The sequence below is a fragment of the Streptomyces sp. ADI95-16 genome (assembly GCF_003721495.1).
GTDB classification, from domain to species: domain Bacteria; phylum Actinomycetota; class Actinomycetes; order Streptomycetales; family Streptomycetaceae; genus Streptomyces; species Streptomyces goshikiensis.
The window spans coordinates 2,868,088-2,892,527 of the sequence record NZ_CP033581.1; the positions used below are offsets into that span (position 1 = coordinate 2,868,088).

26 protein-coding genes and 1 tRNA gene are annotated in these 24,440 nt (G+C 72.2%); 14 read left to right on the forward strand and 13 right to left on the reverse strand.

Features of this window, described 5'->3' with window-relative positions:
• Positions 1-88: 88 nt before the first annotated feature.
• Positions 89-535 carry a transglycosylase SLT domain-containing protein gene (locus EES41_RS12475; RefSeq protein WP_008735499.1) on the forward strand — a complete coding sequence of 149 codons (447 nt, stop codon included), beginning with the start codon at positions 89-91 and terminating at the stop codon, positions 533-535.
• A 205-nt stretch (positions 536-740) separates the two neighbouring features.
• On the opposite strand, the gene EES41_RS12480 is transcribed toward EES41_RS12475, so the two are convergent.
• Positions 741-1,910 (reverse strand): steroid 3-ketoacyl-CoA thiolase, encoded by a 1,170-nt coding sequence (locus EES41_RS12480; RefSeq protein WP_123078083.1) that lies wholly within the window; start codon positions 1,908-1,910, stop codon positions 741-743.
• A 241-nt stretch (positions 1,911-2,151) separates the two neighbouring features.
• On the opposite strand from EES41_RS12480, the gene EES41_RS12485 reads away from it, so the two are divergent.
• Positions 2,152-3,396: a cytochrome P450 gene (locus tag EES41_RS12485; RefSeq protein WP_123078085.1), complete on the forward strand. Its 1,245-nt coding sequence runs from the start codon at positions 2,152-2,154 to the stop codon at positions 3,394-3,396.
• A 321-nt stretch (positions 3,397-3,717) separates the two neighbouring features.
• Here the strand turns inward: EES41_RS12485 and EES41_RS12490 are convergent, their stop codons facing one another.
• On the reverse strand, positions 3,718-5,709 hold the full coding sequence (locus EES41_RS12490; RefSeq protein ID WP_254211754.1) for a bifunctional glycosyltransferase 87/phosphatase PAP2 family protein: 1,992 nt from the start codon (positions 5,707-5,709) through the stop codon (positions 3,718-3,720).
• Between the two features lie 168 nt (positions 5,710-5,877).
• Between EES41_RS12490 and EES41_RS12495 the strand changes: the two genes are divergently transcribed.
• The gene (locus EES41_RS12495) at positions 5,878-6,207 is read left to right on the forward strand and encodes an antibiotic biosynthesis monooxygenase (protein ID WP_123082412.1); all 330 of its coding nucleotides are present in this window, start codon (positions 5,878-5,880) and stop codon (positions 6,205-6,207) included.
• A gap of 104 nt (positions 6,208-6,311) precedes the next feature.
• Here the strand turns inward: EES41_RS12495 and EES41_RS12500 are convergent, their stop codons facing one another.
• Positions 6,312-6,707: a nuclear transport factor 2 family protein gene (locus tag EES41_RS12500; protein ID WP_123082413.1), complete on the reverse strand. Its 396-nt coding sequence runs from the start codon at positions 6,705-6,707 to the stop codon at positions 6,312-6,314.
• Between the two features lie 106 nt (positions 6,708-6,813).
• Between EES41_RS12500 and EES41_RS12505 the strand changes: the two genes are divergently transcribed.
• Positions 6,814-7,392 (forward strand): GNAT family N-acetyltransferase, encoded by a 579-nt coding sequence (locus tag EES41_RS12505; RefSeq protein ID WP_254211418.1) that lies wholly within the window; start codon positions 6,814-6,816, stop codon positions 7,390-7,392.
• 40 nt (positions 7,393-7,432) lie between these two features.
• Here the strand turns inward: EES41_RS12505 and EES41_RS12510 are convergent, their stop codons facing one another.
• On the reverse strand, positions 7,433-9,502 hold the full coding sequence (locus EES41_RS12510) for an MFS transporter (protein WP_123078089.1): 2,070 nt from the start codon (positions 9,500-9,502) through the stop codon (positions 7,433-7,435).
• A 126-nt stretch (positions 9,503-9,628) separates the two neighbouring features.
• Between EES41_RS12510 and EES41_RS12515 the strand changes: the two genes are divergently transcribed.
• Both EES41_RS12515 and EES41_RS12520 read left to right on the forward strand, forming a co-directional pair.
• Entirely contained in the window at positions 9,629-10,558 is a 930-nt protein-coding gene (locus EES41_RS12515) for a peptidoglycan-binding protein (protein WP_164495817.1), read from the forward strand.
• A 122-nt stretch (positions 10,559-10,680) separates the two neighbouring features.
• Positions 10,681-11,361 carry an HAD-IA family hydrolase gene (locus tag EES41_RS12520; protein WP_123078093.1) on the forward strand — a complete coding sequence of 227 codons (681 nt, stop codon included), beginning with the start codon at positions 10,681-10,683 and terminating at the stop codon, positions 11,359-11,361.
• Positions 11,362-11,907: 546 nt separating this feature from the next.
• Here the strand turns inward: EES41_RS12520 and EES41_RS12525 are convergent.
• On the reverse strand, positions 11,908-12,429 hold the full coding sequence (locus EES41_RS12525) for a DinB family protein (RefSeq protein WP_123082415.1): 522 nt from the start codon (positions 12,427-12,429) through the stop codon (positions 11,908-11,910).
• Positions 12,430-12,739: 310 nt separating this feature from the next.
• Positions 12,740-13,321, reverse strand: coding sequence for a TMEM165/GDT1 family protein (locus tag EES41_RS12530; protein ID WP_123078095.1), 582 nt, complete (start codon positions 13,319-13,321; stop codon positions 12,740-12,742).
• Positions 13,322-13,893: 572 nt separating this feature from the next.
• Here EES41_RS12530 and EES41_RS12535 point away from each other — a divergent pair.
• From EES41_RS12535 to EES41_RS12550, 4 genes are all read left to right on the forward strand, one after another.
• On the forward strand, positions 13,894-14,538 hold the full coding sequence (locus tag EES41_RS12535; protein WP_123082416.1) for an HNH endonuclease family protein: 645 nt from the start codon (positions 13,894-13,896) through the stop codon (positions 14,536-14,538).
• A gap of 176 nt (positions 14,539-14,714) precedes the next feature.
• Positions 14,715-16,379 (forward strand): alkaline phosphatase D family protein, encoded by a 1,665-nt coding sequence (locus EES41_RS12540; protein WP_123078097.1) that lies wholly within the window; start codon positions 14,715-14,717, stop codon positions 16,377-16,379.
• 169 nt (positions 16,380-16,548) lie between these two features.
• On the forward strand, positions 16,549-17,190 hold the full coding sequence (locus tag EES41_RS12545; RefSeq protein WP_123078099.1) for a DedA family protein: 642 nt from the start codon (positions 16,549-16,551) through the stop codon (positions 17,188-17,190).
• A 149-nt stretch (positions 17,191-17,339) separates the two neighbouring features.
• Positions 17,340-17,837: a hypothetical protein gene (locus EES41_RS12550; protein WP_123078101.1), complete on the forward strand. Its 498-nt coding sequence runs from the start codon at positions 17,340-17,342 to the stop codon at positions 17,835-17,837.
• On the opposite strand, the gene EES41_RS12555 is transcribed toward EES41_RS12550, so the two are convergent.
• From EES41_RS12555 to EES41_RS42940, 5 genes are all read right to left on the reverse strand, one after another.
• On the reverse strand, positions 17,834-18,085 hold the full coding sequence (locus tag EES41_RS12555; RefSeq protein ID WP_123078103.1) for a DUF2277 domain-containing protein: 252 nt from the start codon (positions 18,083-18,085) through the stop codon (positions 17,834-17,836). The genes EES41_RS12550 and EES41_RS12555 overlap by 4 nt on opposite strands.
• Before the next feature lie 15 nt (positions 18,086-18,100).
• A complete protein-coding gene (locus EES41_RS12560; protein ID WP_254211419.1) occupies positions 18,101-18,517 on the reverse strand; it encodes a hypothetical protein in 417 nt (138 codons plus the stop codon).
• Positions 18,518-18,753: 236 nt separating this feature from the next.
• The gene (locus EES41_RS12565; protein ID WP_174261679.1) at positions 18,754-19,044 is read right to left on the reverse strand and encodes a hypothetical protein; all 291 of its coding nucleotides are present in this window, start codon (positions 19,042-19,044) and stop codon (positions 18,754-18,756) included.
• A gap of 241 nt (positions 19,045-19,285) precedes the next feature.
• Complete coding sequence (locus tag EES41_RS12570) at positions 19,286-19,600, reverse strand: 4a-hydroxytetrahydrobiopterin dehydratase (protein WP_123078107.1); 315 nt, start codon at positions 19,598-19,600, stop codon at positions 19,286-19,288.
• Between the two features lie 72 nt (positions 19,601-19,672).
• Positions 19,673-20,338, reverse strand: coding sequence for a hypothetical protein (locus tag EES41_RS42940; RefSeq protein WP_254211420.1), 666 nt, complete (start codon positions 20,336-20,338; stop codon positions 19,673-19,675).
• Between the two features lie 545 nt (positions 20,339-20,883).
• Between EES41_RS42940 and EES41_RS12580 the strand changes: the two genes are divergently transcribed.
• Positions 20,884-21,093 (forward strand): hypothetical protein, encoded by a 210-nt coding sequence (locus tag EES41_RS12580; RefSeq protein WP_123078109.1) that lies wholly within the window; start codon positions 20,884-20,886, stop codon positions 21,091-21,093.
• Between the two features lie 132 nt (positions 21,094-21,225).
• On the opposite strand, the gene EES41_RS12585 is transcribed toward EES41_RS12580, so the two are convergent.
• Positions 21,226-21,300, reverse strand: a tRNA-Val gene (locus EES41_RS12585).
• A gap of 105 nt (positions 21,301-21,405) precedes the next feature.
• Between EES41_RS12585 and EES41_RS12590 the strand changes: the two genes are divergently transcribed.
• The 3 genes from EES41_RS12590 (at position 21,406) to EES41_RS12600 (ending at position 23,747) form a co-directional block, all read left to right on the forward strand.
• Positions 21,406-22,650 carry a hypothetical protein gene (locus tag EES41_RS12590; RefSeq protein WP_254211421.1) on the forward strand — a complete coding sequence of 415 codons (1,245 nt, stop codon included), beginning with the start codon at positions 21,406-21,408 and terminating at the stop codon, positions 22,648-22,650.
• A 172-nt stretch (positions 22,651-22,822) separates the two neighbouring features.
• The gene (locus tag EES41_RS12595) at positions 22,823-23,530 is read left to right on the forward strand and encodes a DUF4383 domain-containing protein (protein WP_174261680.1); all 708 of its coding nucleotides are present in this window, start codon (positions 22,823-22,825) and stop codon (positions 23,528-23,530) included.
• A 10-nt stretch (positions 23,531-23,540) separates the two neighbouring features.
• Complete coding sequence (locus tag EES41_RS12600; RefSeq protein WP_008739105.1) at positions 23,541-23,747, forward strand: zinc ribbon domain-containing protein; 207 nt, start codon at positions 23,541-23,543, stop codon at positions 23,745-23,747.
• Positions 23,748-23,764: 17 nt separating this feature from the next.
• Here EES41_RS12600 and EES41_RS12605 read toward each other — a convergent pair whose 3' ends face one another.
• Complete coding sequence (locus EES41_RS12605) at positions 23,765-24,424, reverse strand: O-methyltransferase (protein WP_123078114.1); 660 nt, start codon at positions 24,422-24,424, stop codon at positions 23,765-23,767.
• Between the last annotated feature and the right edge of the window lie 16 nt (positions 24,425-24,440).

A 24,440-nucleotide genomic window follows, 5' to 3' on the forward strand; every position in this document is an offset into this window, starting at 1 on the left:
GTTGATGTCGCCGGGCGGCACGGGTGTTTCACCCGGAGCCCGCGGATCCCCTCTCCACCCGTGTGAGTGGTTCACGCATGTCTTCGGCATGCGGCGACGGTCCTTGTCCCCTTCGGAAGGTTCCCCCGTGTCCCACGCTGTCATCCGTCGCTTCGCCGCTTCGAAGAAGACCCTCGCCGGCAGCATCGTCGCCCTGGGCGTCGCCGGCACCATGCTCGCCACGGTTCCCGCCCAGGCGGCGGCCCCGACGAGCGCCAAGGCGATCGCGCACCAGATGATCAAGGACCCGGCCCAGTTCGCCGCCTTCGACAAGATCGTCTCGCACGAGAGCGGCTGGAACCACATGGCCACGAACTCCTCCTCCGGCGCGTACGGCCTGGTCCAGGCCCTCCCGGCGTCGAAGATGGCCTCGGCCGGCTCCGACTGGAAGACCAACCCGGCCACCCAGATCAAGTGGGGCCTGGACTACATGAACTCCCGCTACGGCAGCCCGGTCGGCGCCTGGAACTTCTGGCAGGCCAACCACTGGTACTAAGCCAGCCGTGGCAGTGACCGCCGCAGCGCCCGGCCCACCCGCCGGCTCCGCCAGAGAGCGCGGCCCCCAAGCGGTAGAGCAGTACGCACGCGAAGGCCCCGACGGCCCGACCTCCCCAGGTCAGGCCAGCGGGGCCTTCGTCGTCCCATCCCACAGGGTCGAAGGGCGGCGCACGCCCCGGGCGGGCGCGCGCCGGGCGGCTCGACTACAGCCGCTGGATGATCGTGCCGGTCGCCAGCGCGCCGCCCGCGCACATGGTGATCAGCGCGAACTCCTTGTCGCGCCGCTCCAGCTCGTGCAGCGCGGTGGTGATCAGCCGGGCTCCGGTGGCGCCGACGGGGTGGCCGAGCGCGATGCCGCCGCCGTTGACGTTGACCTTCTCCAGGTCCTGCTCGAAGACCTGGGCCCAGCTGAGGACGACGGAGGCGAAGGCCTCGTTGATCTCGACGAGGTCGATGTCCCTGAGGGACATGCCGGCCTTGCCCAGTACGGCCCGCGTCGCGTCGATCGGGCCGTCCAAGTGGTAGTGCGGGTCGGCGCCGACCAGCGTCTGCGCGACGATCCGGGCGCGCGGCCTGAGCTTGAGCGCGCGGGCCATCTTGCGCGAGGCCCACATCACGGCGGCCGCCCCGTCGGATATCTGTGAGGAGTTCCCGGCGGTGTGCACGGCCGTCGGCATGACCGGCTTGAGCCGGGCCAGGCCCTCCATGGAGGTGTCGCGCAGCCCCTCGTCCCGGTCGACCAGGCGCCACATGCCCTGGCCGGCGGCCTGCTCCGCCTCGGTGGTCGGCACCTGGACGGCGAAGGTCTCGCGCTTGAAGCACTCCTCGGCCCAGGCGGCCCGGGCCCGCTCCTGGGAGAGCACGCCGAGCCGGTCGACGTCCTCGCGGGTCAGGCCCCGGTGGCGGGCGATCCGCTCGGCGGCCTCGAACTGGTTGGGGAGGTCGACGTTCCACTCGTCCGGGAAGGGCTTGCCCGGGCCGTGCTTGGATCCGGAGCCGAGCGGGACGCGGCTCATCGCCTCGACGCCGCAGGCGATCCCGATGTCCATGACCCCGCCGGAGATCATGTTGGCGACCATGTGGTTGGCCTGCTGCGAGCTGCCGCACTGGCAGTCCACGGTGGTCGCGGCCGTCTCGTAGGGCAGTCCCATGGCGAGCCAGGCGTTGCGGGCGGGGTTCATGGACTGCTCGCCGGCGTGGGTGACGGTGCCGCCGACGATCTGCTCGACGCAGTCCGGCTGGATTCCGGTACGGGCGAGCAGTTCCCGGTAGGTCTCACCGAGGAGGTAGGCGGGATGGAGGTTGGCAAGCGAGCCGCCGCGCTTCCCGATGGGGGTGCGTACGGCTTCGACGATGACGGGTTCCGCGGCCATGAGCTCGTCCTCTCCTGCGCAGTGCCGGCGCGGCGGGCCGTCCCGGCGCCCCGCCTGAACTAGTACGCGTTCTAGTTCTCCCCGCAGTCTTATGACCTGGAACCCCGGCACGCAAGGGTCTTGCACGCGGCTTCCACGGATTCCCCACGCAACAGTTGGCGCGAGGACCCTTGTCACTTCTAGAACTCGTTACTACCTTCAAGCCAACTTCTGATGGGCCGTCAGACCTTGGAGTCGCCCGATGCCCTGTCCCGCGCTGCCCGAAGGCTTCGACGCCACCGACCCCGACCTCCTCCACGACCGGGTCCCCTTCCCGGAGTTCGCGCAGCTGCGGCAGACGGCGCCGGTGTGGTGGTGCCCGCAGCGGCGGGGCATCACCGGCTTCGACGACGAGGGCTACTGGGCCGTCACCCGGCACGCGGACGTCAAGTACGTCTCGACGCACCCGGAACTCTTCTCCTCCACGACGAACACGGCGATCATCCGCTTCAACGAGCACATCCAGCGCGAGCAGATAGATGCCCAGCGTCTGATCATGCTGAACATGGATCCGCCGGAACACACCCGCGTACGCCAGATCGTGCAGCGGGGGTTCACCCCGCGGGCGATCCGCGGGCTGGAGGCGGCCCTGCGCGACCGCGCCGGGAAGATCGTGGCGAAGGCGCTCACGGCCTCCCGCGACGGCAGCTTCGACTTCGTCACCGAGGTCGCCTGCGAACTGCCGCTCCAGGCCATCGCGGAACTGATCGGCGTACCCCAGGAGGACCGGCTCCGGATCTTCGACTGGTCGAACAAGATGATCGCGTACGACGACCCCGAGTACGCGATCACCGAGGAGGTCGGCTCGAACGCGGCGATGGAGCTCATCGGCTACGCCATGAACCTCTCCGCCGCCCGCAAGGAGTGCCCGGCGAAGGACATCGTGACGCAGCTGGTCGCGGCGGAGGGCCAGGGCAACCTCGGCTCCGACGAGTTCGGCTTCTTCGTGCTGCTGCTGGCGGTCGCGGGCAACGAGACCACGCGCAACGCCATCAGTCACGGCATGCACGCCTTCCTCACCCACCCCGAGCAGTGGGAGCGGTACAAGGCGACCCGGCCGGCCACTACGGCGGAGGAGATCGTGCGCTGGGCCACCCCCGTGGTGTCCTTCCAGCGGACCGCCACCCAGGACACCGAGCTGGGCGGCCAGAAGATCAAGGCGGGCGACCGGGTGGGGCTGTTCTACTCCTCCGCGAACCACGACCCCGAGGTCTTCACCGACCCAGACCGCTTCGACATCACCCGCGACCCGAACCCCCACCTGGGCTTCGGCGGCGGCGGGCCGCACTTCTGCCTCGGCAAGTCGCTGGCCGTCATGGAGATCGACCTGATCTTCAACGCGCTGGCCGATTCCCTGCCGGACCTGCGACTGGCCGGCCCGGGCCCGCGCCGGCTCCGCGCGGCCTGGCTGAACGGCATCAAGGAACTCCGCGTCACCCATCCCTGACCCACGAACCCGGCAGGGGCCACCCCACCCACGCCCGGCCCCTGCCGCCCGACACCCCACGGGGCGGATCCGGCGCGTCCGGCACGTCCGGCACGTCCGGCACGTCCGGCGCGGGGCTCCGGGGGCGGTCGACGGCGTGGACGCGGAACGCCCCCGAGTGGCGCGACCTCCCCGCCGGGCGGATCCTGACAGGACGCGGCGATCCACCGAAGGGGTGCCGGAGCGGTGAGAATCCGCCCCGGCACCCCTTCGTCAAACCGGCGCCCGTACTCCCCGGCGCCCTTCGTCAAACCGGCGCCCGCACTCCCCGGCGCCCCTTCGTCAAACCGGCGCCCGCTCCCCGGCGCCCGCGCCCGCGCCGGCCCGCTCCGCCGCCCTCGGCCTCGGCACCCCGGCCGAGCCCGGCGACACGCAACCCCGCGGCCCGGACAGGACGTACACGAGCCCGAACCCGGCCCCGACGACGACCGCGCCGCCGACCGCGTCGAGCACCCAGTGGTTGGCGGTGGCGACGATCGCGCACACCGTGATCAGCGGGTGCATCGCCCCGAGGGCCTTCTGCCAGCCCTTCGGCGCGAGGACCACGACCACGATCCCGCACCACAGCGACCACCCGAAGTGCAGTGACGGCATCGCCGCGTACTGGTTGGAGATCGCGGTCATGGCCCCGTACTGCGGATTGGCCAGGTCCTGCACCCCGTGCACGGTGTCGACGAAACCGAGGTCCGGCATCAGGCGCGGCGGCGCGAGCGGGTAGAGCCAGAACCCCGCGAGCGCGAGGACGGTGGCCAGCCCGAGGGAGGCGCGGGCCCAGCGGTAGTCCGCGGGGCGGCGCCAGTACAGCACGGCCAGGATCGTCAGCGGCACCACGAAGTGGAAGGACGCGTAGTAGAAGTTGAAGAACGCCTCCAGCCAAGGCGTCTCCACCACGGCGTGGTTGACGGCGTATTCGATGTCGATGCCCAGCGCCCGCTCGACCGCGTGGATCTGGCTCCCGTGCCCCTCCGCCAGGCCCCGGCTGGTGGGGGCGGCGGCGCGGATGTGCGAGTAGAGCGAGTAGCCGACCCGTATCAGCAGCAGCTCCAGCAGCAGGTTGGGGCGCGCCAGCACGCGCCGCCAGACCGGCAGCAGCGGCACCCGGGCCAGGCGGGCGGCGGCGGGCCGCCCGTAGGCGGTGGGCACGGGCTCGCGCCAGTACGCCGACGAGCGCGACAGGAACGGCACCGCGCAGGCCGCCGCGAGCGCGGCCAGCAGCGGCACGTTGTCGCGTACGGGCGCCAGCGCGGCCATGTTCGGCAGCAGCACGCTGCTGGGCAGGGTCATGGCCAGTACCACGGCCACCGGCCACACGGGCCGGTCGGCGGCCCGCTTGCCGACCTTGCCGGCCACCGCGAGCAGCACCCACAGCATCTGGTGGCGCCAGCCGGTCGGGGACACGGCGACGGCGACGCAGCCGGTGAGGGCGACTGCGAGCAGCAACTGCCCGTCGCGGGCGTAGTGGGCGGCGCGGCGCAGGCCGATCCAGACGATGCCGGCCGCGAGGGCCACGTAGAGCAGGATCTCGCCCGGTCCGGTCAGGCCGAGCCGCAGCAGCGCGCCGTGCACGGACTGGTTGGCGAGGCTGTCGGGGGCTGCGCCGAGGCCGGTGCCGGCGAGGTGGCTGACCCAGTACGTCCACGAGTCGCGGGGCAGGGCGGCCCAGGACAGGGCGGTGGCGAGGGCGAAGGTCACGGCGGCGGCGCGCGCGGTGGGGCGGCGTCCGGCCAGCCACAGCAGCGGTACGAAGAGCAGCAGCGCGGGCTGGAGCGCGACGGCGAGGCCCATCAGGAAGCCCGCGCCGCGTTCGCCGGGAACGCGGAAGACGGCCAGGAGCACCAACAGCACGGGCAGGACGGCGGTCTGACCGGGCGAGGCGGCCTCGCGGACGGGCAGCGAGACCATCATCAGCGCGACCAGCACGGGCGCGGCGAGCAGCGCGGTGCGGCGCGGCACCGGGTCGGGCAGGCCGCGCGCGGCGACGAGCCCGACGGCGGCGACGAGCAACAGCGTGACCGAGGTCCAGGCCACTTCCAGCGACGGGGCGGCGAGGGCGACCAGCGGCTTGAGGACCAGCCCGGAGAACGGGGTGCCGGTGAACTTGCCGCCGTCGTAGAGGGAGCCGAGCACGCTGCCGGGGGCGCCCGGCAGGTGGAACCCGCTGAGCCACTCTCCGGGCGGCACGCTCAGCACGGCGGCCGCCTGTCTGAGGGCGAGGAGACCCGCGAGCGCCCACAGGAGGAGGCGTACGGCTCCGAGCCTGCCGTTCCCGCCTATGACTCCGGCATGTCCGTTCGCCCCGCTGTGCTCCGCCGCGTTAGCCACGCCTCGCCGGCCTCCCGCCCTGTTGAACGCAACCTTGTCTTCGCCTGGCTGCCGCGTTTCACGCACCACGTCATTACCTCGGACGACGATATCCCCCACGGGATACCTAGGATGTCGGTCATGAGCATCGTGAAGATCAACGCGCTGACCGTCCCCGCCGAGCAGCGGGAGGTGCTGGAGCAGCGCTTCGCCTCGCGGGCGGGCGCCGTGGAGGGGTCGGACGGGTTCGAGTGGTTCGAGCTGCTGCGGCCCGTCGAGGGCACCGACCAGTACCTCGTGTACACGCGGTGGCGTTCCGAGGAGGACTTCCAGGCGTGGATGGAGGGGCCGATGAAGGCCGCTCACCAGGGCGGCGGCGCGGCGGGCGGTGACCGTCCGAAGCCGGCTGCCACGGGGTCGACGGTGTGGTCGTTCGAGGTCGTGCAGCAGACGGGCCCGAAGCAGGCCTGACGAAGGACGAGCGGGCCCGGGGGGCGTCGGCGTCGTCGCGTCGGCGTCGTCGCGTCGGCGTCGCGTCCCCGGGCCCCGCGGGCGGGTGTACTCGGCTCTGGCCGTCAGCTCCAGAAGGCGTCGCTCTCGTCGATGTCCGCGATGCACCCGTCGATGTCGGTGATCTTCCCGCCGACGATGGTGAAGAAGAGGCCCTCACCGATCTCGATCCCGCGGTCGCCCCGGTCGGCGTAGACGGTGTGGAAGCTCATCACGTGGCCGCGGCCGTCCACCAGGACCGGTCCCAGCTCGACCCGGAAGGTCCCGTTCGTCTCCTCACCGAGGCGGCGGTAGAAGTCCATGACCCCTTCCCGCCCCTTGTGGTGCCCCGAGAGGGGGTTGTTGCCGGGCACGTGGTGGATGACGTCGGCCGTCATCATCGAGCCCAGCTTGTCCATGTCGCCCTGGCCGAACGCCTCGTAGCAGCGGCGTACCAGGGCACAGTCCGGATGCTCCGACATGACGGTACCCACCCTTCGCGTGCACGGTTTGCCCTTTTTCCTATCATCGGCCCGTGCCTGTGGATATTCCACGCGGGGAACGGCGCGGCCGCCCCACAATGACGGCATGACCAGCGACGCGACCTTCGCCACCCTCCTGTCCCCCGGCACCCCCGACACCCCCCTCGGCACCCCAGACGCTCCCGACATCGACGAGGCCGGCGCCACCGCGTGGGCGGTCGTCCCGGAGCGCATCGACACCCCCGACGCCATCGCCCTGCGCCGCGCGTACTACGCGGAGGTGGCCGGCCGGTACTGGAAGCGGCCCGCGACCGAGGCCGAGATCGACCGGGGCCTCGCGGACGACCCGGACGACGGGCTCGTCCCGCCGACCGGCCGGTTCGTGGTGGGCCGGCTCGCCGGCGAGGCCCTGGCCTGCGGGGGCATACGGGTCCTCGACCCGCGCACCGTCGAGCTCACCCGGGTGTACGTGGACCCGCGCGCCCGCGGCGCGGGCGGCGGGGCGGCGCTGCTCGCCGCGCTGGAGGAGGCCGGCCGGGCCCTCGGGGCCGAGCGGGTCCGCCTGGACACCCGGTCGGACCTGGTGGAGGCCCGCGCCCTGTACGCGCGGCACGGGTACCGGGAAATACCCGCGTACAACTCCGGGCCGTATGCGGAGCACTGGTTCGAGAAGCCCCTGGTCTGACCGGCGAGGTCCCACGGAGCCCGCTCCCGGCGGGTACCGGTCAGTGGGCGGCGTGGTCCCGGCGCGCCAGGTGTTCGTACGGTTCTTCGGCGTCGGATCCGCAGAGCTCCGCGTTGATCTCCTCGACCAGCTTCACCAGGTCGGTGGGGCGGTCGGGGCCCCACCAGTCGCCGAGCAGCTCGGCGAGCGACTCCCGCCGGGCGGCGGCCAGCTTGGCGGTGGCCAGGCGTCCCCGCTCGGTCAGGATCAGCGACATCCCGTCGCGGACGCCGAGGCCGCGTTCCTCGACCTGGCGGGCGGCGTCCGTGATGGCCCGGATCGGTACGGAGGTGCGTTCCGCGAGGACCGCCGGATCCACCGATCCGTACTTGCCGATCCGCAGCAGCAGCCAGCTCGCGGCGGGGATCAGGTCGTAGCCGGCCTTCTCGGTGATCTTCTCGTAGACGTGGTGGCGGCCCTCGCGGGTCCCGAGCACCGACAGGGCGCGGGCGACCTCTTCGCGGGAGGTGCGCTGGACGGGGTTGGAGGCGAGCGTCTCGGTCACATCGGGTGCGGTGACCGAACCGCGGAGCTTGTCCTCCTTCAGGAACCAGGCGACCACGAAGGCGACGAGCACCACGGGTACCGCGTAGAGGAAGACGCCGGTGATCGCCGAGGAGTAGGCGTCGAGCACCTGGGGCTGCAGGTTGGCCGGCAGTTGGGCGATGGCCCGGGGATCGGCCTCCAGCTGGGCGATGCTCACGCCGGGCGGCAGGGCGACGCCCGCGAGGGAGGTGGACAGCATGTCGCCGAGCCTGTGGTTGAAGACCGTGCCGAAGATGGCGACGCCGAAGGAGGCGCCGATGGAGCGGAAGAAGGTGGCACCGGAGGTGGCGACGCCGAGGTCGGCGTAGCTGACCGCGTTCTGCACCGCCAGGACGAGCACCTGCATGACCAGACCGAGTCCGAATCCGAAGACGAAGAAGTACGCGCCCATCTCCCAGTCGCTGCTGGTGCGCTGCAACTGGTGCAGCAGGAGCAGACCGACGGCGGTCACACCCGTGCCGGCGATCGGGAAGACCTTCCAGTGCCCGGTGCGGCTGACGATCTGGCCGGAGCCGGTGGAGGCGATGAGCATGCCGAACACCATCGGCAGCATGTGGACGCCGGACATGGTCGGCGAGACCCCTCGCACGATCTGGAGGAAGGTCGGCAGGTAGACCATCGCACCGAACATCGCGAACCCGACGATGAAGCTGATCACCGAACAGAGGGTGAAGGTGCGCCTGCCGAACAGGCTGAGCGGCAGGACCGGTTCGACGGCCCGCCGTTCCACGAAGAGGAAGGCGCCGAGGAGGATGACGCCGAGGACGGCGAGACCGATGATCCGGGTCGAACCCCAGCCCCAGGTGCCGCCGAGGGAGGCGACGAGCACGAGGCAGGTGGCGACGCCGGCGATGAGGGAGGTGCCGAGGTAGTCGATGGTGTGCTTTTCGGAGCGCGCCGGGATGCGCAGCACGGCGGCGATGACGACGAGCGCGACGAGACCGATGGGGAGGTTGATGTAGAACACCCAGCGCCAGGAGAGCTGGTCCACGAACAGGCCGCCGAGCAGCGGGCCGAGCACGCTGGCCGCGCCGAACACGGCTCCGAAGAGGCCCTGGTACCGGCCGCGTTCGCGGGGCGGGACGATGTCGCCCACGATCGCCATCGACAGCACGATCAGCCCGCCGCCGCCCAGGCCCTGGAGCGCGCGGAAGCCGATGAGCTGGGGCATGTCCTGGGCGATGCCGCAGAGGACCGAGCCGATCAGGAAGATGACGATGGCGTACTGGAAGAGCTTCTTGCGGCCGTACTGGTCGCCGAGCTTGCCCCACAGGGGTGTGGCGGCGGTGGAGGCGAGTATGTAGGCGGTGACCACCCAGGACAGGTGGTCCATCCCGCCGAGGTCGCTGACGATCGTCGGCAGGGCGGTGGAGACGATCGTCTGGTCGAGCGCGGCGATCAGCAGGCCGAGCAGCAGGGCGCCGATGGAGACGAGTACCTCGCGGGAGGCGTGTTCGGCGGCGGGTCCGGAGTTGCGCGGCTCGGGGCCGGGGCCCACGGCGGACGCTGTCAGATCCTGAGCCATCGAGTCCTCCTCTGGCCGAATCAACATCTCCATCCTGAGCGGTGTGTCCGGTTATGGCCTCTCGGGCGGTTGGGCGGGCCCCTGCGGGTCTGCATAATCGCAGGCAAGTGGCCAGGGAGGGTTTCAGTGAGCGTTGAGCGCTGTCCAAATTGCGACGCCGTGGGCGTCGAGTGCGGGTGCGCGCCCCAGGCGCGCTTCGACCCCCTGCGCATCCGTCCGTACGTGTCGCTGCCCGACCCGGGCCAGGGGGACGGGCCGCCTCCCGCACAGTCGGTACGCGGGGCGGTGACCCCGGCCCGCCCGGCCGCCGGCACCGAGGCGGCTCCGGGGCAGGCGGACACCCCGGCGTTCGGGATGCCCCCCGTAGCGCCGACGCATCCGGCATGGCCGGACGAGACGGTCCCGCTCCGGTCCGTCCCGCCGGCCCCGGCGCCGACACCAACGCCGCCGGGCCCGGGCGGACAGTCCGCTCCGGCTTCCCGCGGCCGCCGTCGCCTGCTGCCTCTGGCACTCGGCGCGGCCGCCGTGGTCGTCCTGGGGTCGGGCGCCGCCCTGGCGATGGGCGCGTTCGGGGACTCCGGGGAGAGTGACGCGGCGCTGAGCGACCCGAAGCCGTCGGCGCCCGTCGTGAACGCGGCCCCGGCCGCACCGTCGAAGGCCTCGGCGAGCCCGAAGCGCAGCCCGTCCGCCTCGGCCTCCCGTTCGACGTCGCCGTCCCCCTCGGCGAGCGCCTCCCGTTCGGCGTCGCCGTCACCTTCCGCGAGCGCTTCGCGCCCCTCGGCGCCCCCGTCCCCGAGCGCGTCGGCGAGCCGCGCCCCGAGCTCCCAGGCGCCGAAGCCGGCTCCGGCGCAGAGCCTGCAGTACGGGGATTCGGGCGCGGAGGTGGAGCGGCTCCAGCGCCTGCTGGCGTCGGCGCGCCTGTACCGGGGCAAGTTCAACGGCATGTACGACGACCGCACGGAGAACGCGGTGTCGGAGTTCCAGTGGCGGCACGAAATCGTCGAAGACCCTTGGGGCGTCTACGGTCCGGCGACCCGGAAGGCCCTGGAGGGCTAGCCGATTGGCGTAAGCCCCCTCGGTTTTGTATCGTGTAGGAACAAAGTGGTTCCGTCCTCAATCCCTGACCGGTGGACGGAACCGCTTGTTCTCTTTTCCCGCCCCGTCTGGAGCACCTGCCGATGTCGGCCCACACCGCCACCGCCGCCCCTGTCGTCCTGACCGCCAAGGCCCTGCTCCTGGACATGGACGGCACGATCGTGAACTCCGACGCGGTGGTCGAGCGCTGCTGGCGCGACTGGGCGGTGTCCCACGGGCTGGACCCCGAGGCCGCCCTCAAGGTGGTCCACGGCCGCCAGGGCTACGCCACGATGGCCATCCTGCTCCCCGAGCGCCCGATGGAGCAGAACCACGCGGAGAACGCCGTGATGCTCGCCCGCGAGACCGCCGACACCGACGGCGTGATCCCGGTCGGCGGCGCCCCGGAGTTCATGGCGGCCATCGCCGACCTGCCGCACGCCCTGGTCACCTCCGCGGACGCCGCCCTGGCCGCGACCCGCATGACGGCGGCCGGCCTGCCGATGCCGCGCGTCCGCGTGACCGCCGAGTCCGTCTCGGCCAGCAAGCCCGACCCGGAGGGCTTCCTCAAGGGCGCGGCCGAGCTGGGCGTGGACCCGGCGCAGTGCGTGGTCTTCGAAGACTCGGGCGCCGGCATAGCCGCGGGCAAGGCCGCCGGCATGCGCGTGATCGGCGTCGGCCCCCGCGCCGCCGCCCACACCCCGGACGCCCACGTCCCGGACCTGACGTCGATCCACGTCCACCCCACCCCGGACGGCAAGATCCACCTCACCCTCCACCCGTAGGGCCTGTCTTTCGGATCAGGCCGGGCTCGCGGGGCCTGGCACGCACGCCCGCCGCGTTGCCGTCGGTCGCCAACGCTCCGCGCGTTGACTCCCTCCTCCGCCTTGCGACCGCAGGCACCAGGCCCCACCCCCTGATCCGGCCCGATCCGAAAGACAAGCCCTAACCCGCCACCCCCACCCCTCGGCACGCCGCCCGGCCCAGCACCGCCCTCCCGCGCCGGCCGGGGGGCCACGGGCCTGCCATTCGCGCACCGCCCGTGGGATGGACCCGCGCACCTGCCCGCCGGGCCAGGGCCCTACGGGCCTGCGGGACCCATCCCCGCCACACGACACAGCGCGACCACGCCGCGCGGCCCGAGCCACCCGCCCACGCGGCCCCTGGGCAACCGGTCAACGAGCGGTGCCGCAAGGGCCGTGTTCTCGGGCGGCGCCATCGTCGGCCCACAGCCCCGCAACGCGTCTGCGGCAGCTCGCAGCATCCCGGCGGGCCCCCGTGGCGGCTCCGGCCCCGCTCGACCGGCGGCGGGAGCCGCCACGGGCGGCGGGCTACTGCCCCACGCGCCCGTCGATCCGCTCCCGCAGGAAATCCGCGTGGCCGTTGTGGCGGGCGTACTCCTCGATCATGTGGACCAGGACCTCGCGGAGCGCCATCCGCTCCCCGTCCACGTCACCCTCGACGTCCAGGTCCGGCGCCTCGGCCACCAGCCGCTCCGCGAAGGCGATCTCCGCACGCCAGACGGCCCACGCCTCCGCGACGACCGCCGGGTCGGCCACCGCTCCGGTGAACTCCCCGTCGGGTGCGTCCGGCGTGCGGTAGTGCCGGCGTATCTCCTGGCCCGCCATCACCCCCCGGAACCACTTCTGCTCCACGCCCGCGAGGTGCCGCACGAGGCCCAGCAGCGACAGGTCGGACGGCTCCACCGAACGCCGCGCCAGCGCCTCGGCGTCGAGGCCGGCGCACTTCAGCTCCAGCGTGAGCCGCTGGTCACGGAGGTAGCCGACGAGCGTGGCCCGTTCGCCCCGGAAGCCGCCGTCGGTGCGGGTGTCCTCTTCGGGGCGGACGAACATGTTGGCCCAGCCGAAGCCCCGGCCGGAACCCATGGCCCCGGAGGGCCCGGCGGATCCGGAAGGCCCGGCGGGCCCGGGGGACACAGCGGATCCGGGGAACGCAGCGGCCCCAGGGGACGCGGCGGCCACAGGAGACGCGGCGGCCACAGGAGACGCGGCGGGCCCGGAAGACGCGGGCCGGGCTGCGGGCGGCGGCGTGGGGGCGGCGGCAGGTGCTGTCACGCCCGCGAGCGTGCCCCGCGCCCCCGCCCTCCGGCAACGGGATTCTTCCTCGGCCCCGGCCCGCCCGCGCCCGGCCGGCCCGGCAGACTCAGCCCGCGATCGCCTCGTACAAAGAGAACACGGCCAGCGCCGCCATCACCGCGGCCGCGACCTTGGTGATCAGTCGCAGCGGTACGTACTTCATCAGCGTCTTTCCGCCCAGGATCCCGATGCCCGCGACCGCCCACAGCGCCAGCACCGCACCGAGGCCGACCGAGACCGGGTTGTCGTACCGGGCGGCGAGGTTCGCGGTCATGATCTGGGTCAGGTCACCGAACTCCGCCACCAGGATCAGCATGAAGCCGGCCCCGGACACCTTCCAGAAGGACTGGTCGGCCGGCGGCTTGACCTCTTCCTCCCCGTCGCTCTTCTTCAGCAGCAGCACGGCCGCGCCCGCGAGGAACAGGACGCCGACGACCGCCTGGACGAGCCGGTGCGGGAGCAGCGTGAGGACGCTGCCGGCGGCGATGGCGAGGCAGACGTGCACGGCGAAGGCCGCCGCGACGCCCGCGAAGACGTAGGACGCGCGGTAGCGGGTGCCGAGCATCAGACCGGCGAGGGCCGTCTTGTCGGGGAGTTCGGCGAGGAAGACGACGCCGAAGGCGATCGCCGTGACGGTGAAGCTGAACACGGGGTGGAAACCTCTATCGGTCGGGCAGGACGCCATCGCCACCGAGAGACCTTGGGGTGTTTCAGGGGTCGCTTCGGCTCGGCGGCGCCCCGGGTGCGTCAGCGCCCGCACGTGTGTGCGTACGCCGATGCCTGAACAGGACACTGCGGCCGAAGGTCTCGCTGGCCGACCGCTGTGCGCGGCCTGCCTCCGGGCGCCGGCTGGGTGACCCAGCAGTATGTCGACGGTCCGGCGAAGAGCTACTCCCCTTCTGCTCGACACAGCGTACGCGACCCGCGCGGGGGCCCGTAATGGGCCTTTGGTCCCGACGCCGCCCGCCCCGGTCCGCCCCCGGCCCGGCCCCCACCCCCTCCCGCACCCCTCCCCCACACCCCTCCCCACACCCCGGAACATCAACTTCCGCTTAATTGGGGACCCTTGCACACCTTGATGTGACGTGCACATGTCGGCAGGCTGTCACCTGGCGACCGCCCCCGCGATACCTGGCGGCGCCACGATGGCCGCGCCCCTTCCGGGCCGCACGCCCCCTCATCCCCCACCCTCGGAGCCCCCTCATGGCCTTCAAGACGCTCATACCCGCCGTCTACGCGCGTCGCCTCGGCGTGCTCGCGTCCGCCGCCGCGCTCGCCTCGCTCACCTCCCTCGTGAACGCGCCCGCCGCCCAGGCCGCGCCGCCCGCCCCCATCAGCGCCTCCGCCGCCCGCGCCTACCTCGCCACGGTCACGCCGACGACCGAAGGCTCCACCAGCGGGTACAGCCGCACCCTGTTCCCGCACTGGAGCACCGTCTCGGGCGCCTGCAACACCCGCGAGACCGTCCTCAAGCGGGACGGCGTGAACGTCGTCCAGGACTCCTCGTGCGCCGCCGTCAGCGGTAGCTGGTACTCCGAGTACGACGACGCCACCTGGACCGTCGCCACCGACCTCGACATCGACCACGTCGTCCCGCTGGCCGAGGCCTGGCGCTCCGGCGCCAACTCCTGGACCACCGCCAAGCGGCAGCAGTTCGCCAACGACCTCACCCGCCCGCAGCTCATCGCGGTCACCGACAACGTCAACCAGGCCAAGGGCGACCAGGACCCCGGCACGTGGCTGCCCTCGCGGACCGCCTACCGCTGTACGTACGCCCGCATGTGGGTCGAGGTGAAGCAGTACTACGCCCTGAGCATGGACTCCCGCGAGAAGACCGCCCTGGCCGGCGTCCTCAACGGCTGCTGATCCCGAGGGACTTGCCGGGCTCCGGCCCGGGCCCGCGCGGGCTCCGGCCGGAGCCCGCGCGGGGCAGGCCCCGAGCCTGGAAACGGAGGCCGATCTTTCTCCCCCGCCAGGGGGAGGCCAGGCCCCCCTTCCACGCCGTACCGTGATCGAAGGGGTACGGAGGAGGGGGAGTTGCCATGGCCGGACTGCGTCTGGGACCGCTGCTGCGCTACGTCGACTGGGACACGGGCGGCGCCGCCACGATCTGGGTCGAGGCGGACCGGCCGTGCACGGCCGAGGTGCGCTGTGCCGACGGGGCCGGTGGGAGCGCGCGCACCTTCCAGATAGCCGGGCACCACTACGCGCTGGTCCCGGTGACGGGCCTGACCTCCGGAAACACCACGGCGTACGAGGTGCTGCTCGACGGCGTCCGCGTCTGGCCGCTGCCCGAGAGCTCCTTCCCGCCGAGCACCATCGCCGCGCCCGCCGTCGCGGGGCCGGGCCGTCCCGCGCCCGGCCTGCTGGTCACGTTCGGATCCTGCCGCCAGGCCGCGCCGCCCGCCGACGGGCGCGGGCCGCACGGTCCGGACGCGCTGGACACGCTCGCGGCGCGGCTGGCCGCCGATCCGGAGGCGGTGCGCCCGGATCTCCTGCTGCTGCTCGGCGACCAGGTGTACGCCGACAACCTGTCGCGGGAGACCAAGCGGTGGATCGCGGCCCGCCGGGACATACGGGAGGCGCCCGGTGCCCAGGTCGCGGACTACGAGGAGTACACCCGGCTGTACTACGAGTCCTGGCTCGACCCGGAGATCCGCTGGCTGCTGTCGACGGTGCCGAGCCTGCAGATATTCGACGACCACGACGTCGTGGACGACTGGAACACCAGCGCGGCGTGGCTGGCGGAGATGCGCGCGACGCCGTGGTGGCAGGAGCGGGTGCTCGGCGGGCTGATGTCGTACTGGGTGTACCAGCACCTGGGCAATCTCTCCCCCGCCGAACTGGAGGCCGACGCGCTGTACGGGGCGGTGCGCCGGTCCCCGGACGGTACCGATGAGCTACGGGCGTTCGCGTCCTCGGCGGACACCGATCCGGGCACCGTCCGCTGGAGCTACCGGCGTGACTTCGGCCGGTCGCGGCTGCTGATGGTGGACACCCGGGCGGCGCGGGTGCTCGCCGAGGACGGGCGGGCGATGCTCGACCCGGCGGAGCAGCAGTGGCTCCGGGAGAACGCGCTGGAGGGGCACGGCGGGTACGACCACCTGCTGATCGGCTCCTCGCTGCCGTGGCTGATGCCGCCGCTGATCCATGACGCCGAGGCGTGGAACGCGGCGTTGTGCCGCGGGGAGCGCGGGCCTCGGTGGGCGCGGATCGGGGAGGACCTGCGGCGGCGCAGCGATCTGGAGCACTGGGCGGCGTTTCCGGCGTCGTTCGCGGCGCTCAGTGACCTGATCGAGGAGGTGGGGACGGGTCCGCGGGCACCGGCGACGGTATGTGTCCTTTCGGGGGACGTGCACCACGCGTATGTGGCCGAGCCCCTCATACCGAGCACGGCCCGGGTGTTCCAGCTGACGTGTTCGCCGGTGCACAACTCGATCCACACGGCGGTGAAGCTGGGGTTCCGGCTGGGCTGGTCGCGGCTGGGCCGGTGGCTGGGCCGCGGATTCTCGCGGCACGGGCGGACGGGCCGGCCGCCCGTGAGCTGGCGGCGTACGAGTGGGCCGTGGTTCGGCAACCAGCTGATGACGCTGGCCCTGGCGGGCCGGACGGCCCGTCTCCGGCTGGACCAGGCGCACAAGGGCCGCCGCGGTGGCGACGGCGCCCGGCTGGTGACCGTACTGGACCGGGAACTGACGGGCCCGTAAACCGGTCCCCCGTCCGCAGGTGAGGCGGCGGTGGCGGGCCAGGGGCCGCGGGTACGGCAGGCGAACGCCGGGCGTACGCTGTGTGGCTGTCAAGCCGCCCCTGCCGCTCCCCCGCGACGTCGCGGCGCTTCACGCCGAAGCACCTCAACCCGGACTGGGGAGTCCCGTTTTGCTTGAGACTCTGGGGTCGTTGACGACGAGCCCGTGGATCTACGCCGTGGTGGCGGTGTCCATCCTGCTCGACGTCTTCCTGCCGGTGCTCCCGAGCGGGGTGCTGGTGATCACCGCTGCGGCCGCGGCGGCCGCAGCCGGGGCGACGGGTCCGGTACCGGTGCCCGTGCCCGTACCGGAGCGGGTGCCGGACATCATGGCGCTGCTGGTGATCGCCACGACGGCCTCGGTGCTGGGTGACATGGCCGCGTACCGGCTGGCCCGGCGCGGCGGGGCCCGGCTGGACCGCGCCATCGCCCGCTCCCGTCGGCTGACCCGGGCGCACGAACGCCTGGGCGCGGCCCTGGCCCGGGGCGGCGGGGCCCTGGTGGTGATCGCCCGGTTCGCCCCGGCCGGCCGTTCGGTGGTCTCGCTGGGCGCGGGCAAGACGCACCGCGAGGTCAAGGAGTTCCTGCCCTGGTCGGTGCTGGCGGGCATGGCCTGGGCCGGGTACAGCGTGGCGCTCGGCTACTTCGGCACGCAGTGGCTCGGCGCGACCTGGCTGGGCACCGCGGTGTCGGTCATCGCCCTGTTCGCGGCGGGCGCCCTGGCGGCGTTCCTCATCCGCCGCCCGCCGCCCTCCCCGACCCCGGCGGCATAGCGCTCCCCGCTGCCCGTTCACCCGTTCACCCGGCTCCGATCGCCGGGCCGGGGCTCGGCTCCTAACGTCCAGAAGACGGTGCGCAACCGAATCCGCGTCACACCCGTGCCCTGGCCGCGCCGTTTCGAGGAGCCCGAGGAGTCGTCTCCATGTCCCCCACGCGCAACCGGCACCGCCTCATCGGTCTCGCGGCCGCGACCCTCGTCGCCGCCGCGGCCTCTCCCGTCACCCTCGCCCACGCGGCCCCCTCGGCCACCGTGTCCCCCGTCTCCGTGGCCCCCGGCGGCCGGGTCGCCCTCAACATCACCGGCTGCGGCACCAAGACCGGCCGGGCCACCTCCCGCGCTTTCGGTGACGTCCAGCTGACCCCGGGCAACCTGGAGGCCAGCAACCTGTTCGGCGGCGCGACCGTCTACAACAACACCCCCAACGGCTCGTACCCCGTCACGTTCGAGTGCGGCGGCGCGGGCGGCCAGCAGATCACGCTCTCCCTGAACGTGACCTCCGGCGCGGCGCGGGGCGGCCTGGGCGGCAGCGCGGACTCGATGAGCCGGGGCGAGATCGCCATCGGCGGCTCCCTCGTCGCGGCCTCCCTCGGCGCCGGCGTCTGGATCATCCGACGACGCCGCACCCACCCGTCGGCCTAACCCGCGGCCCCGGCGGTGGCGACGGCGGCTCCGCCCGCCGCACCCCTGACCTGAAGGCCTTCCAGCAGGTCCCGGGTCGCGTCGGCGATCGCGTCGACGGCCGCGGCGAACACCTCCTGGTTGTGCGCGGCGGGCGTCCGGAACCCGGACACCTTCCGTACGTACTGCAGCGCGGCGGCGCGGATCTCCTCCTCCGTGGCCTTCTCGGGGATGGACGGCGGGCGCAGGGTCTTAATGGAGCGGCACATACCTCCACTATCCCGCTACCCGGGCAGCTCCGCGCCGGACAATTTCATGATCAAACCAGCCTGCAGCCGCGCCCGCAGCGCCGGGTCCGCGACCTCTTCGAGCAGCTCCACCGCCCGCCGCATCGCTTCCGCGGCCTGCCGGTCCTCCCGTAGCAGGGCGCTCTGGTCGGCCATGTACCGCAAGGCCGCGTCGGCCCGCCGCTGGAACAGCTGCCCGATGACGGTGACCACGAGCCCCACGGAACTGGTCACCACCCCGACGTACAGCTCGCCGCTGCTCTCGGCCTTCCACACGCCCAGGCCCACCCCGAACAGCAGGATGGAGCCGCCCATCGCACCGAACCACTGGCTGGTCACGAAACTGGTCCGCGCCTGCGCGAGCCCGTAGGCGTAGTACTCAACAAGCAGCGCGGTGAACCCGTCACCCCCCACCTCTGCCCGCAGCGCCCCCGAATCGGCATACTTCCCCCTCCCCTCAGGCCCAACCCCAACCTCCCCCACCCGCGCGAGCAACCGCGCCCGCTCCAACTCCCTCCTCCGCTCGAACCGACCCCCCACCGCACCCCACCGAAACCAACCGCCCATCCCCCCTTAATTCCCACCCAACCTCCAACCGACTCCCCCACCCCCAACCCCCGCCCAGCTTCCATACGGCCGCCGGGGCGCCCTCACTCGTCGTCGCAGCGCTCCAGAACCAGGCCGACGGACCCGTCCTCCAGGCCGTTGCTGTCTTCGAGGTGCAGGTGGCTCCCATCGGGAACACCGTCGCCGGCAAGCACGGGCAGATGCCCTGCGAGCGTCCTGAGACCCGCGGCGTTCGCCTCGATCACAACCTCTCGCCCGAGGTCCCGCACCTCGATCCGTGCGTCCGCCTCCCACCTGAAGACTTGCGCGACACCATCGGTCACGGTCGTAACTCGGGTGCTCTCGACAGGGGCGCTGCTGGATTCGGAGGCCATGGAGGCCATCATGCCGCCCGGTGCGCACGGCTCCGGAGGCCCCACTGAAGGGTGACTAGTGCCAGCCCCATCGTGGGCTTCCCACCATCAGATCCGCGCTGTGCGCGGCGGGGGCCTTGAAGGAGTAGGGAAATTCTTACCTCAACGTCCTTGCACAGATGATGTGCGCCGCTGGCCCCTTGGATCGATCCGTCGGCATTCGACCGGGCCCCTCCTTCCTGGGGAGGGACAGGCGCGGGGGTCAGCCCAAGGGGAGGGACTGGTGGGCCGAGACGATTGCGTCGATTCGGTGTGCCAGGTCGAAGTCCGCGCGGGTCAGGACGTGGCCCGCGTCGTGGGTGGTGATGGTTGCGCGCAGGCTGTCGATGCGCAGGTCGAGGTCCGCGTGGTGCTGAATGCGCCGGGACCGGTCCGCGATGGTCACGATGGCGGCGACGGCCGCGTGATAGCGGATCGGATACGTACGGGTGATCTCGTCGCCCGTGCGTTCCCAGCCGGGCAGTCCGGTCAGTGCGGCCGTGATCTCTTCGTCGGTCAGTGGCTTCGGTACTCCCACGTCATGCCCCCTCGGTCACGGGCGCCAGGATCTCGGCCAGGTCCCGGCCCACCCCGGCATCGCGCCACGGCCTCATCGCCCGCTCCAGGGTGGCGAGTTCGCGGGCCAGACGTACGGACCCGGTCTCGACCGCGATCCCCACAGCCGACCGTACGATCTCCAGGGCCTGATCCGGTTCACGGCCGGCGGCCGCCGCGGTGGCCTGCGGGCGAGGTACACACCCCGGTCCCGGCGCGCCGTCGACGGAACGGCGTCGAGGACCTGCGACCACAGAACCCCGGCTTCACGGGCGAGGCCGAGCCTGCCGTAGCACGTGGCCCGTTGGACCTCCAGGTAGCCGGGTGTCCTCCTGCACGCGTTACCCCAGGGAAGATCGTCATCCACACGGTGGATGAGCCCGCTCGCCGCGTCGATGAGCCGGTCCACGGTCGTGCGATCGCCCGTCAGGCTGGCTCCGTGAGCCTGCTGCTGCATCGCCATGATCCGCACCTTGGGCACCAAGTGGTCGGAGTTGTCGAGGGCAGCTTCGCACAGGTCGATGACCCCGTAGCCGTCGCCCAGGTCCGTGCGGACCTGAGCCTGGTTGACGAGGGAGTACCCGATCAGGTGCGGGTCACGGGACCGTACCGCTATCTCCTGCGTCACTCCCCGCCAGAACGAGGCGGCGCCCAGATCGCCGGCGTCCTGGTAGAGCCAGCCGACGAGCGCCGCGTAGGCAGCACCGACTCGAAGGACCACGGCGGGTCTCGCCCCGTGCGGACCGGACGACCTTGTCGATCAACCGGTACTGCTCGGACACGGTCCCGATGAGATCGTGAGGGCCGAGGAACATGTCGGCGCGGTAGTGCCCCTCCAACTGCGACTGGAAGTAGTCGATCAGCGCGGGATCCACGTGCTGTGGCGCAACCGGCCCCGGTACGAGCGCTGCGGCCGTGACGGTCATGAAGGTGCGGCGTTCCACCTGGTCCTCGTACTGCCTATCGTGAATCCCAGGTCCTCCGGCCATCGCCCGAGCGCGTCATGGAGTACCTGGGCGGTTTCCTCCGGAAGCCAACCCCGTTGCTCCTGACGGCCCTCCCACCGGCGCCACGTTCGCGGCGAAACCGTGAAATGAGCATCGTTTAGAAGCCTCTGCCCACGCGCTGGCCTGTCCGCCCCTGACTGTGCCGACACATGATCTTCCTGTGACTCTGAACAGCACAGATGAGCAGCATCACTTACTCCCCTCGTTGCCGCAGCCGTCGCCGGGTCCGAGCCCGCCGGGAAGGGATGGGACGCGCCCGATGAGTGAGCAGTACGAATACGTGCCTCATCGCCCGCTCCGCAAGCGCGTCCGGGACATCGCCTCGGGCCTTGGGGGTGAGCTGATGGCTGTCATCAACGAGAACGTGTCGGCATCCGTGCTCCGCGAGCACTGGGTGGAACTCGCCTACATCCGAGGGCCGTCCGGTCGGGAGATCTCGACCGCCGTCGACAACATCGAGGCCGTCTGAGATACAAGGGGGGCCGCAGACGCCTTCGCGTCTGCATCGACGCGCCCGCGTCCAGCCCATCCCGTTGATGTGGATGTGGCGTCGATGTGGCATGCAAAAGCCCCCAACCAAGATCGGTTGGGGGCTTTTCACTGGTGGGCGCGGACGGTTTCGAACCGCCGACATCTGCTTTGTAAGAGCAGCGCTCTACCCCTGAGCTACGCACCCGTGGACGAGTGGACAGCCTACATGGCGGGCGCACCCCCCACGCAAACTTGATCCCGTAGGGGAGAATGGAGCGGGGCATGGCGGACGCGGTACGGGAGAGGGATTGTGACGACGGCATCCCGGCGGTGGTTCGGCGGGCGGGACGAGAGTCGGCGGGCGGACGCTCAGGCGGCGAAGGATGCCGCCGCGGCCGCGTTCTACGAGCTGGACACGGCGCAGCGGGATCTGCGGATCTCGATCGAGACCATCGCCGCGGCGGACGGTTCGCCGGCCGCGCGGCAGGCGGCCGAGGGGTTCGTCGCGCTCGGCCGGCGGATCGACGAGGTCAGCCATGTGTACATCGAGGCCGTGGACGCGCACGACCTGGACCGGGTGGATCTGGAGGGCTCCGTCGCGGCGCGGGCGCGGGAGCAGCTGACGCGGGCGCGGGACGAGCTCGTACGGGTCCAGGGCGAGCTGGACCGGTTCGCGCAGGGGCTGCAGCCGCTGCTGGACAAGGCCGAGACGCAGCTGGCCCGGGTGGCGCCGGCGCGGGAGCGGGCCAAGGCGGCGTTGCTGGCGGCCAGCGACGCGCTCGACGCCGTACGGGCCAAGGGCGTGCGGGCCGACGATCTCGCGGCGCGGCTGGCGGCGCTGGGGCCCGAGCTGACCAAGCTGAACCAGGGCGCCGCCCAGCACGGGGTGCAGGAGACCGTGCAGCGAGCGGACCGGATCCTGCGCGACGCGGAGGCGATACGGGCCGAGGCGGCCCGGCTCCCGGAGCGCGCGGCGGAGATCGACCGGCGGCTGGTGAGCCTGCGGACCCGCGCGCAGGCCCTGCGCAACCGGGCGGACCGGGTGGATCCGGTACTGAGCGAGCTGCGGCGCCGGTTCAGCGCGGCGTGCTGGCAGGACCTCCAGCAGGTGCCGGAGGAGGCCGTACGGGACGTGGCCCGGGCCGAGGAGCGGTTGCGGGAGGCGTCCGCGGCGCGCGAGGAGCAGCGCTGGGCCGATGTGACGGCGCTGATCGAGGCGGTACGGGGTGCGCTGGACTCGACCGACGAGGCGGTGTCGGCGGCGCAGGACCGGCTGACCCGGCTGGAGGCGGTGGCGCGGGACCCGCAGGAGGAGGTCCAGCGGACGCGTTTCGCGATCCGGGACGCGCAGCGGCTGGCGATGGCCGGCCGCAGCGTGCCCGAGCCGCGGCACGCCGCGCCGCTGGACGAGGCGGTGGCCCGGATGGAGCGCGCGGTGGCCGGCCTGGAGGGGCGGCATCCCGACTACTGGCATTTCCTGCAGGAGATGGAAGACGTACGGGGCGCCGTGTCCCGCGTGGTGAACGAGATCCGCACGGAACGCGGCCACGCGTAGGGGGCCGGGGCCCCTGGGTGGAGCTCGGACGCCGGCGCCGCCGCCGGCCCGGGGCTGGGACCCAAGCCGGGCCTCGGCCGCGGCATCCGCGGACGGATCCCGTTCGGCAGTTGTCGTTGAGGGGCGGGCGGGCGGATGCTGGGGGAGTCGGAATGGAACAGAGGAGGGCGCCATGGCTGCCCGCACTGCCCACACCGCCCAGACGCCGCCGCGCGCGCCCCAGGCGTACGCGCCCCATGCGGCGTACGGGTGTACCGAGCCGCACGAGCACTACGCGCCGTACGTCGCCCACGAGGGGGACGGGGTCGGTGACCCGCCCCAGTTCCGCCAGGCCGTCGCGCGGGGCGCCGCGCGCGCCCTGCATCCCGTCAACGCCCGGCTCGACGATCATCTGCCCGTCGACCACAAGCTCAGCCAGGTGTACCGGGTCGGCGCCGGCCTGACCGGTCTGCTGCTGGTCGCCTTCGGGATCCTGGGGCTGATCGACCGGATCGGGTTCTTCGACACCGGTGGCGACACCGTGCTGGCCCTGAACACCAACGGCGCGCTGAGCGTCCTGTCGATCTGCATCGGCGCCGTGCTGTTCGCCGGGATGGTGATCGGCGGGACCTTCGCCTCGACCCTCAACATCGTGCTGGGCCTGCTGTTCATCGCGAGCGGCTTCGTGAACCTCGCGCTGCTCGACACGGGGATGAACTTCCTCGCCTTCAAGATCCAGAACGTGCTGTTCAGCTTCGTCGTCGGCGTGATGCTGATGTGGTTCGGGATGTACGGGCGGGTCGGCAGCGCCCTGCCGCACGACAACCCGTACTGGCGCGCCCGTCATCCCGATCAGGCCGCCCGGGAGCAACGGACCACCTCCGCGCGCGCGAGGCCCTAGCATCAGCCGCATGCCTCGTTACGAATACCGCTGCCGGACCTGCGACGACACCTTCGAGGTCAGTCGTCCGATGGCCGAGTCCTCCGCACCCGCCGACTGCCCCGCCGGGCACGCCGACACCGTCAAGCTGCTCTCCGCCGTCGCCGTCGGCGGGACCGCCGCCGCGGCGGCCCCCGCCCCGTCCGGGGGCTGCTGCGGTGGCGGGGGCTGCGGCTGAGCCGACGGGGCCCGGCCCTACTTCTTGCGCGACAGCGTCAGGCCGTCCGAGATCGCCAGCAGGACCGAGTCCATGCGGGTGTCCCCCGCGACGTGCCGGTTGAAGGCCTGGACTCCGGCCGCCGAGCCGGTGGCGTTCTCGTCGAGCACCGAGCCGTGGAAGAGCGTGTTGTCGGTGACGATCAGCCCGCCCGGGCGCAGCCGCGGCACGAGCTCCTCCCAGTAGCCGATCTGGCTCTCCTTGTCGGCGTCCACGTAGGCCATGTCGATGTGCGGCTCCTCGGGCATGGCGCGCAGGGTGTCCAGCGCCGGGCCGATCCGCAGCTCGACGCGGTCGGAGACCCCCGCGGCCTGCCAGGCCTCGCGGCCGTACGCCGTCCACTCCTCCGAGACGTCGCAGGTGATCAGACGGCCGCCGGCCGGGAGGGCCTGGGCCATCGACAGGGCCGAGAAGCCGGTGAAGGTGCCGACCTCGACGATGTGGCGGGCGCCCGTCAGCCGGACGAGGAAGGCCAGCAGCGGGCCCTGCTCCTGCGCCGACTGCATTCCGGCGGCGTCGGGGAACTTCGCGTACGTCGTCTCCACGAGCCCCCGCTGGATCTCGTCCAGCGGGGGGTTGTGGTCGAGCATGTACTGGTAGAGCTCATCGGTGATCTTGGTGCTGTTGCCCTTGGTCATGGGCCCAGTGTGCCGA

What these genes read in the sequence shown, in the direction of transcription:
- EES41_RS12520 (WP_123078093.1), top strand. Translation starts at nt 10,681, where the DNA reads ATGTCGGCCCACACCGCCACCGCCGCCCCTGTCGTCCTGACCGCCAAG.
- EES41_RS12580 (WP_123078109.1), top strand. Translation starts at nt 20,884, where the DNA reads ATGAGTGAGCAGTACGAATACGTGCCTCATCGCCCGCTCCGCAAGCGC.
- EES41_RS12510 (WP_123078089.1), bottom strand. Translation starts at nt 9,502, where the DNA reads ATGGCTCAGGATCTGACAGCGTCCGCCGTGGGCCCCGGCCCCGAGCCG.
- EES41_RS12565 (WP_174261679.1), bottom strand. Translation starts at nt 19,044, where the DNA reads ATGGCCTCCGAATCCAGCAGCGCCCCTGTCGAGAGCACCCGAGTTACG.
- EES41_RS12495 (WP_123082412.1), top strand. Translation starts at nt 5,878, where the DNA reads ATGAGCATCGTGAAGATCAACGCGCTGACCGTCCCCGCCGAGCAGCGG.
- EES41_RS12475 (WP_008735499.1), top strand. Translation starts at nt 89, where the DNA reads ATGCGGCGACGGTCCTTGTCCCCTTCGGAAGGTTCCCCCGTGTCCCAC.
- EES41_RS12505 (WP_254211418.1), top strand. Translation starts at nt 6,814, where the DNA reads ATGACCAGCGACGCGACCTTCGCCACCCTCCTGTCCCCCGGCACCCCC.
- EES41_RS12605 (WP_123078114.1), bottom strand. Translation starts at nt 24,424, where the DNA reads ATGACCAAGGGCAACAGCACCAAGATCACCGATGAGCTCTACCAGTAC.
- EES41_RS12550 (WP_123078101.1), top strand. Translation starts at nt 17,340, where the DNA reads ATGTCCCCCACGCGCAACCGGCACCGCCTCATCGGTCTCGCGGCCGCG.
- EES41_RS12525 (WP_123082415.1), bottom strand. Translation starts at nt 12,429, where the DNA reads ATGTTCGTCCGCCCCGAAGAGGACACCCGCACCGACGGCGGCTTCCGG.
- EES41_RS12540 (WP_123078097.1), top strand. Translation starts at nt 14,715, where the DNA reads ATGGCCGGACTGCGTCTGGGACCGCTGCTGCGCTACGTCGACTGGGAC.
- EES41_RS12485 (WP_123078085.1), top strand. Translation starts at nt 2,152, where the DNA reads ATGCCCTGTCCCGCGCTGCCCGAAGGCTTCGACGCCACCGACCCCGAC.
- EES41_RS12500 (WP_123082413.1), bottom strand. Translation starts at nt 6,707, where the DNA reads ATGTCGGAGCATCCGGACTGTGCCCTGGTACGCCGCTGCTACGAGGCG.
- EES41_RS12600 (WP_008739105.1), top strand. Translation starts at nt 23,541, where the DNA reads ATGCCTCGTTACGAATACCGCTGCCGGACCTGCGACGACACCTTCGAG.
- EES41_RS12555 (WP_123078103.1), bottom strand. Translation starts at nt 18,085, where the DNA reads ATGTGCCGCTCCATTAAGACCCTGCGCCCGCCGTCCATCCCCGAGAAG.
- EES41_RS12595 (WP_174261680.1), top strand. Translation starts at nt 22,823, where the DNA reads ATGGCTGCCCGCACTGCCCACACCGCCCAGACGCCGCCGCGCGCGCCC.
- EES41_RS12480 (WP_123078083.1), bottom strand. Translation starts at nt 1,910, where the DNA reads ATGGCCGCGGAACCCGTCATCGTCGAAGCCGTACGCACCCCCATCGGG.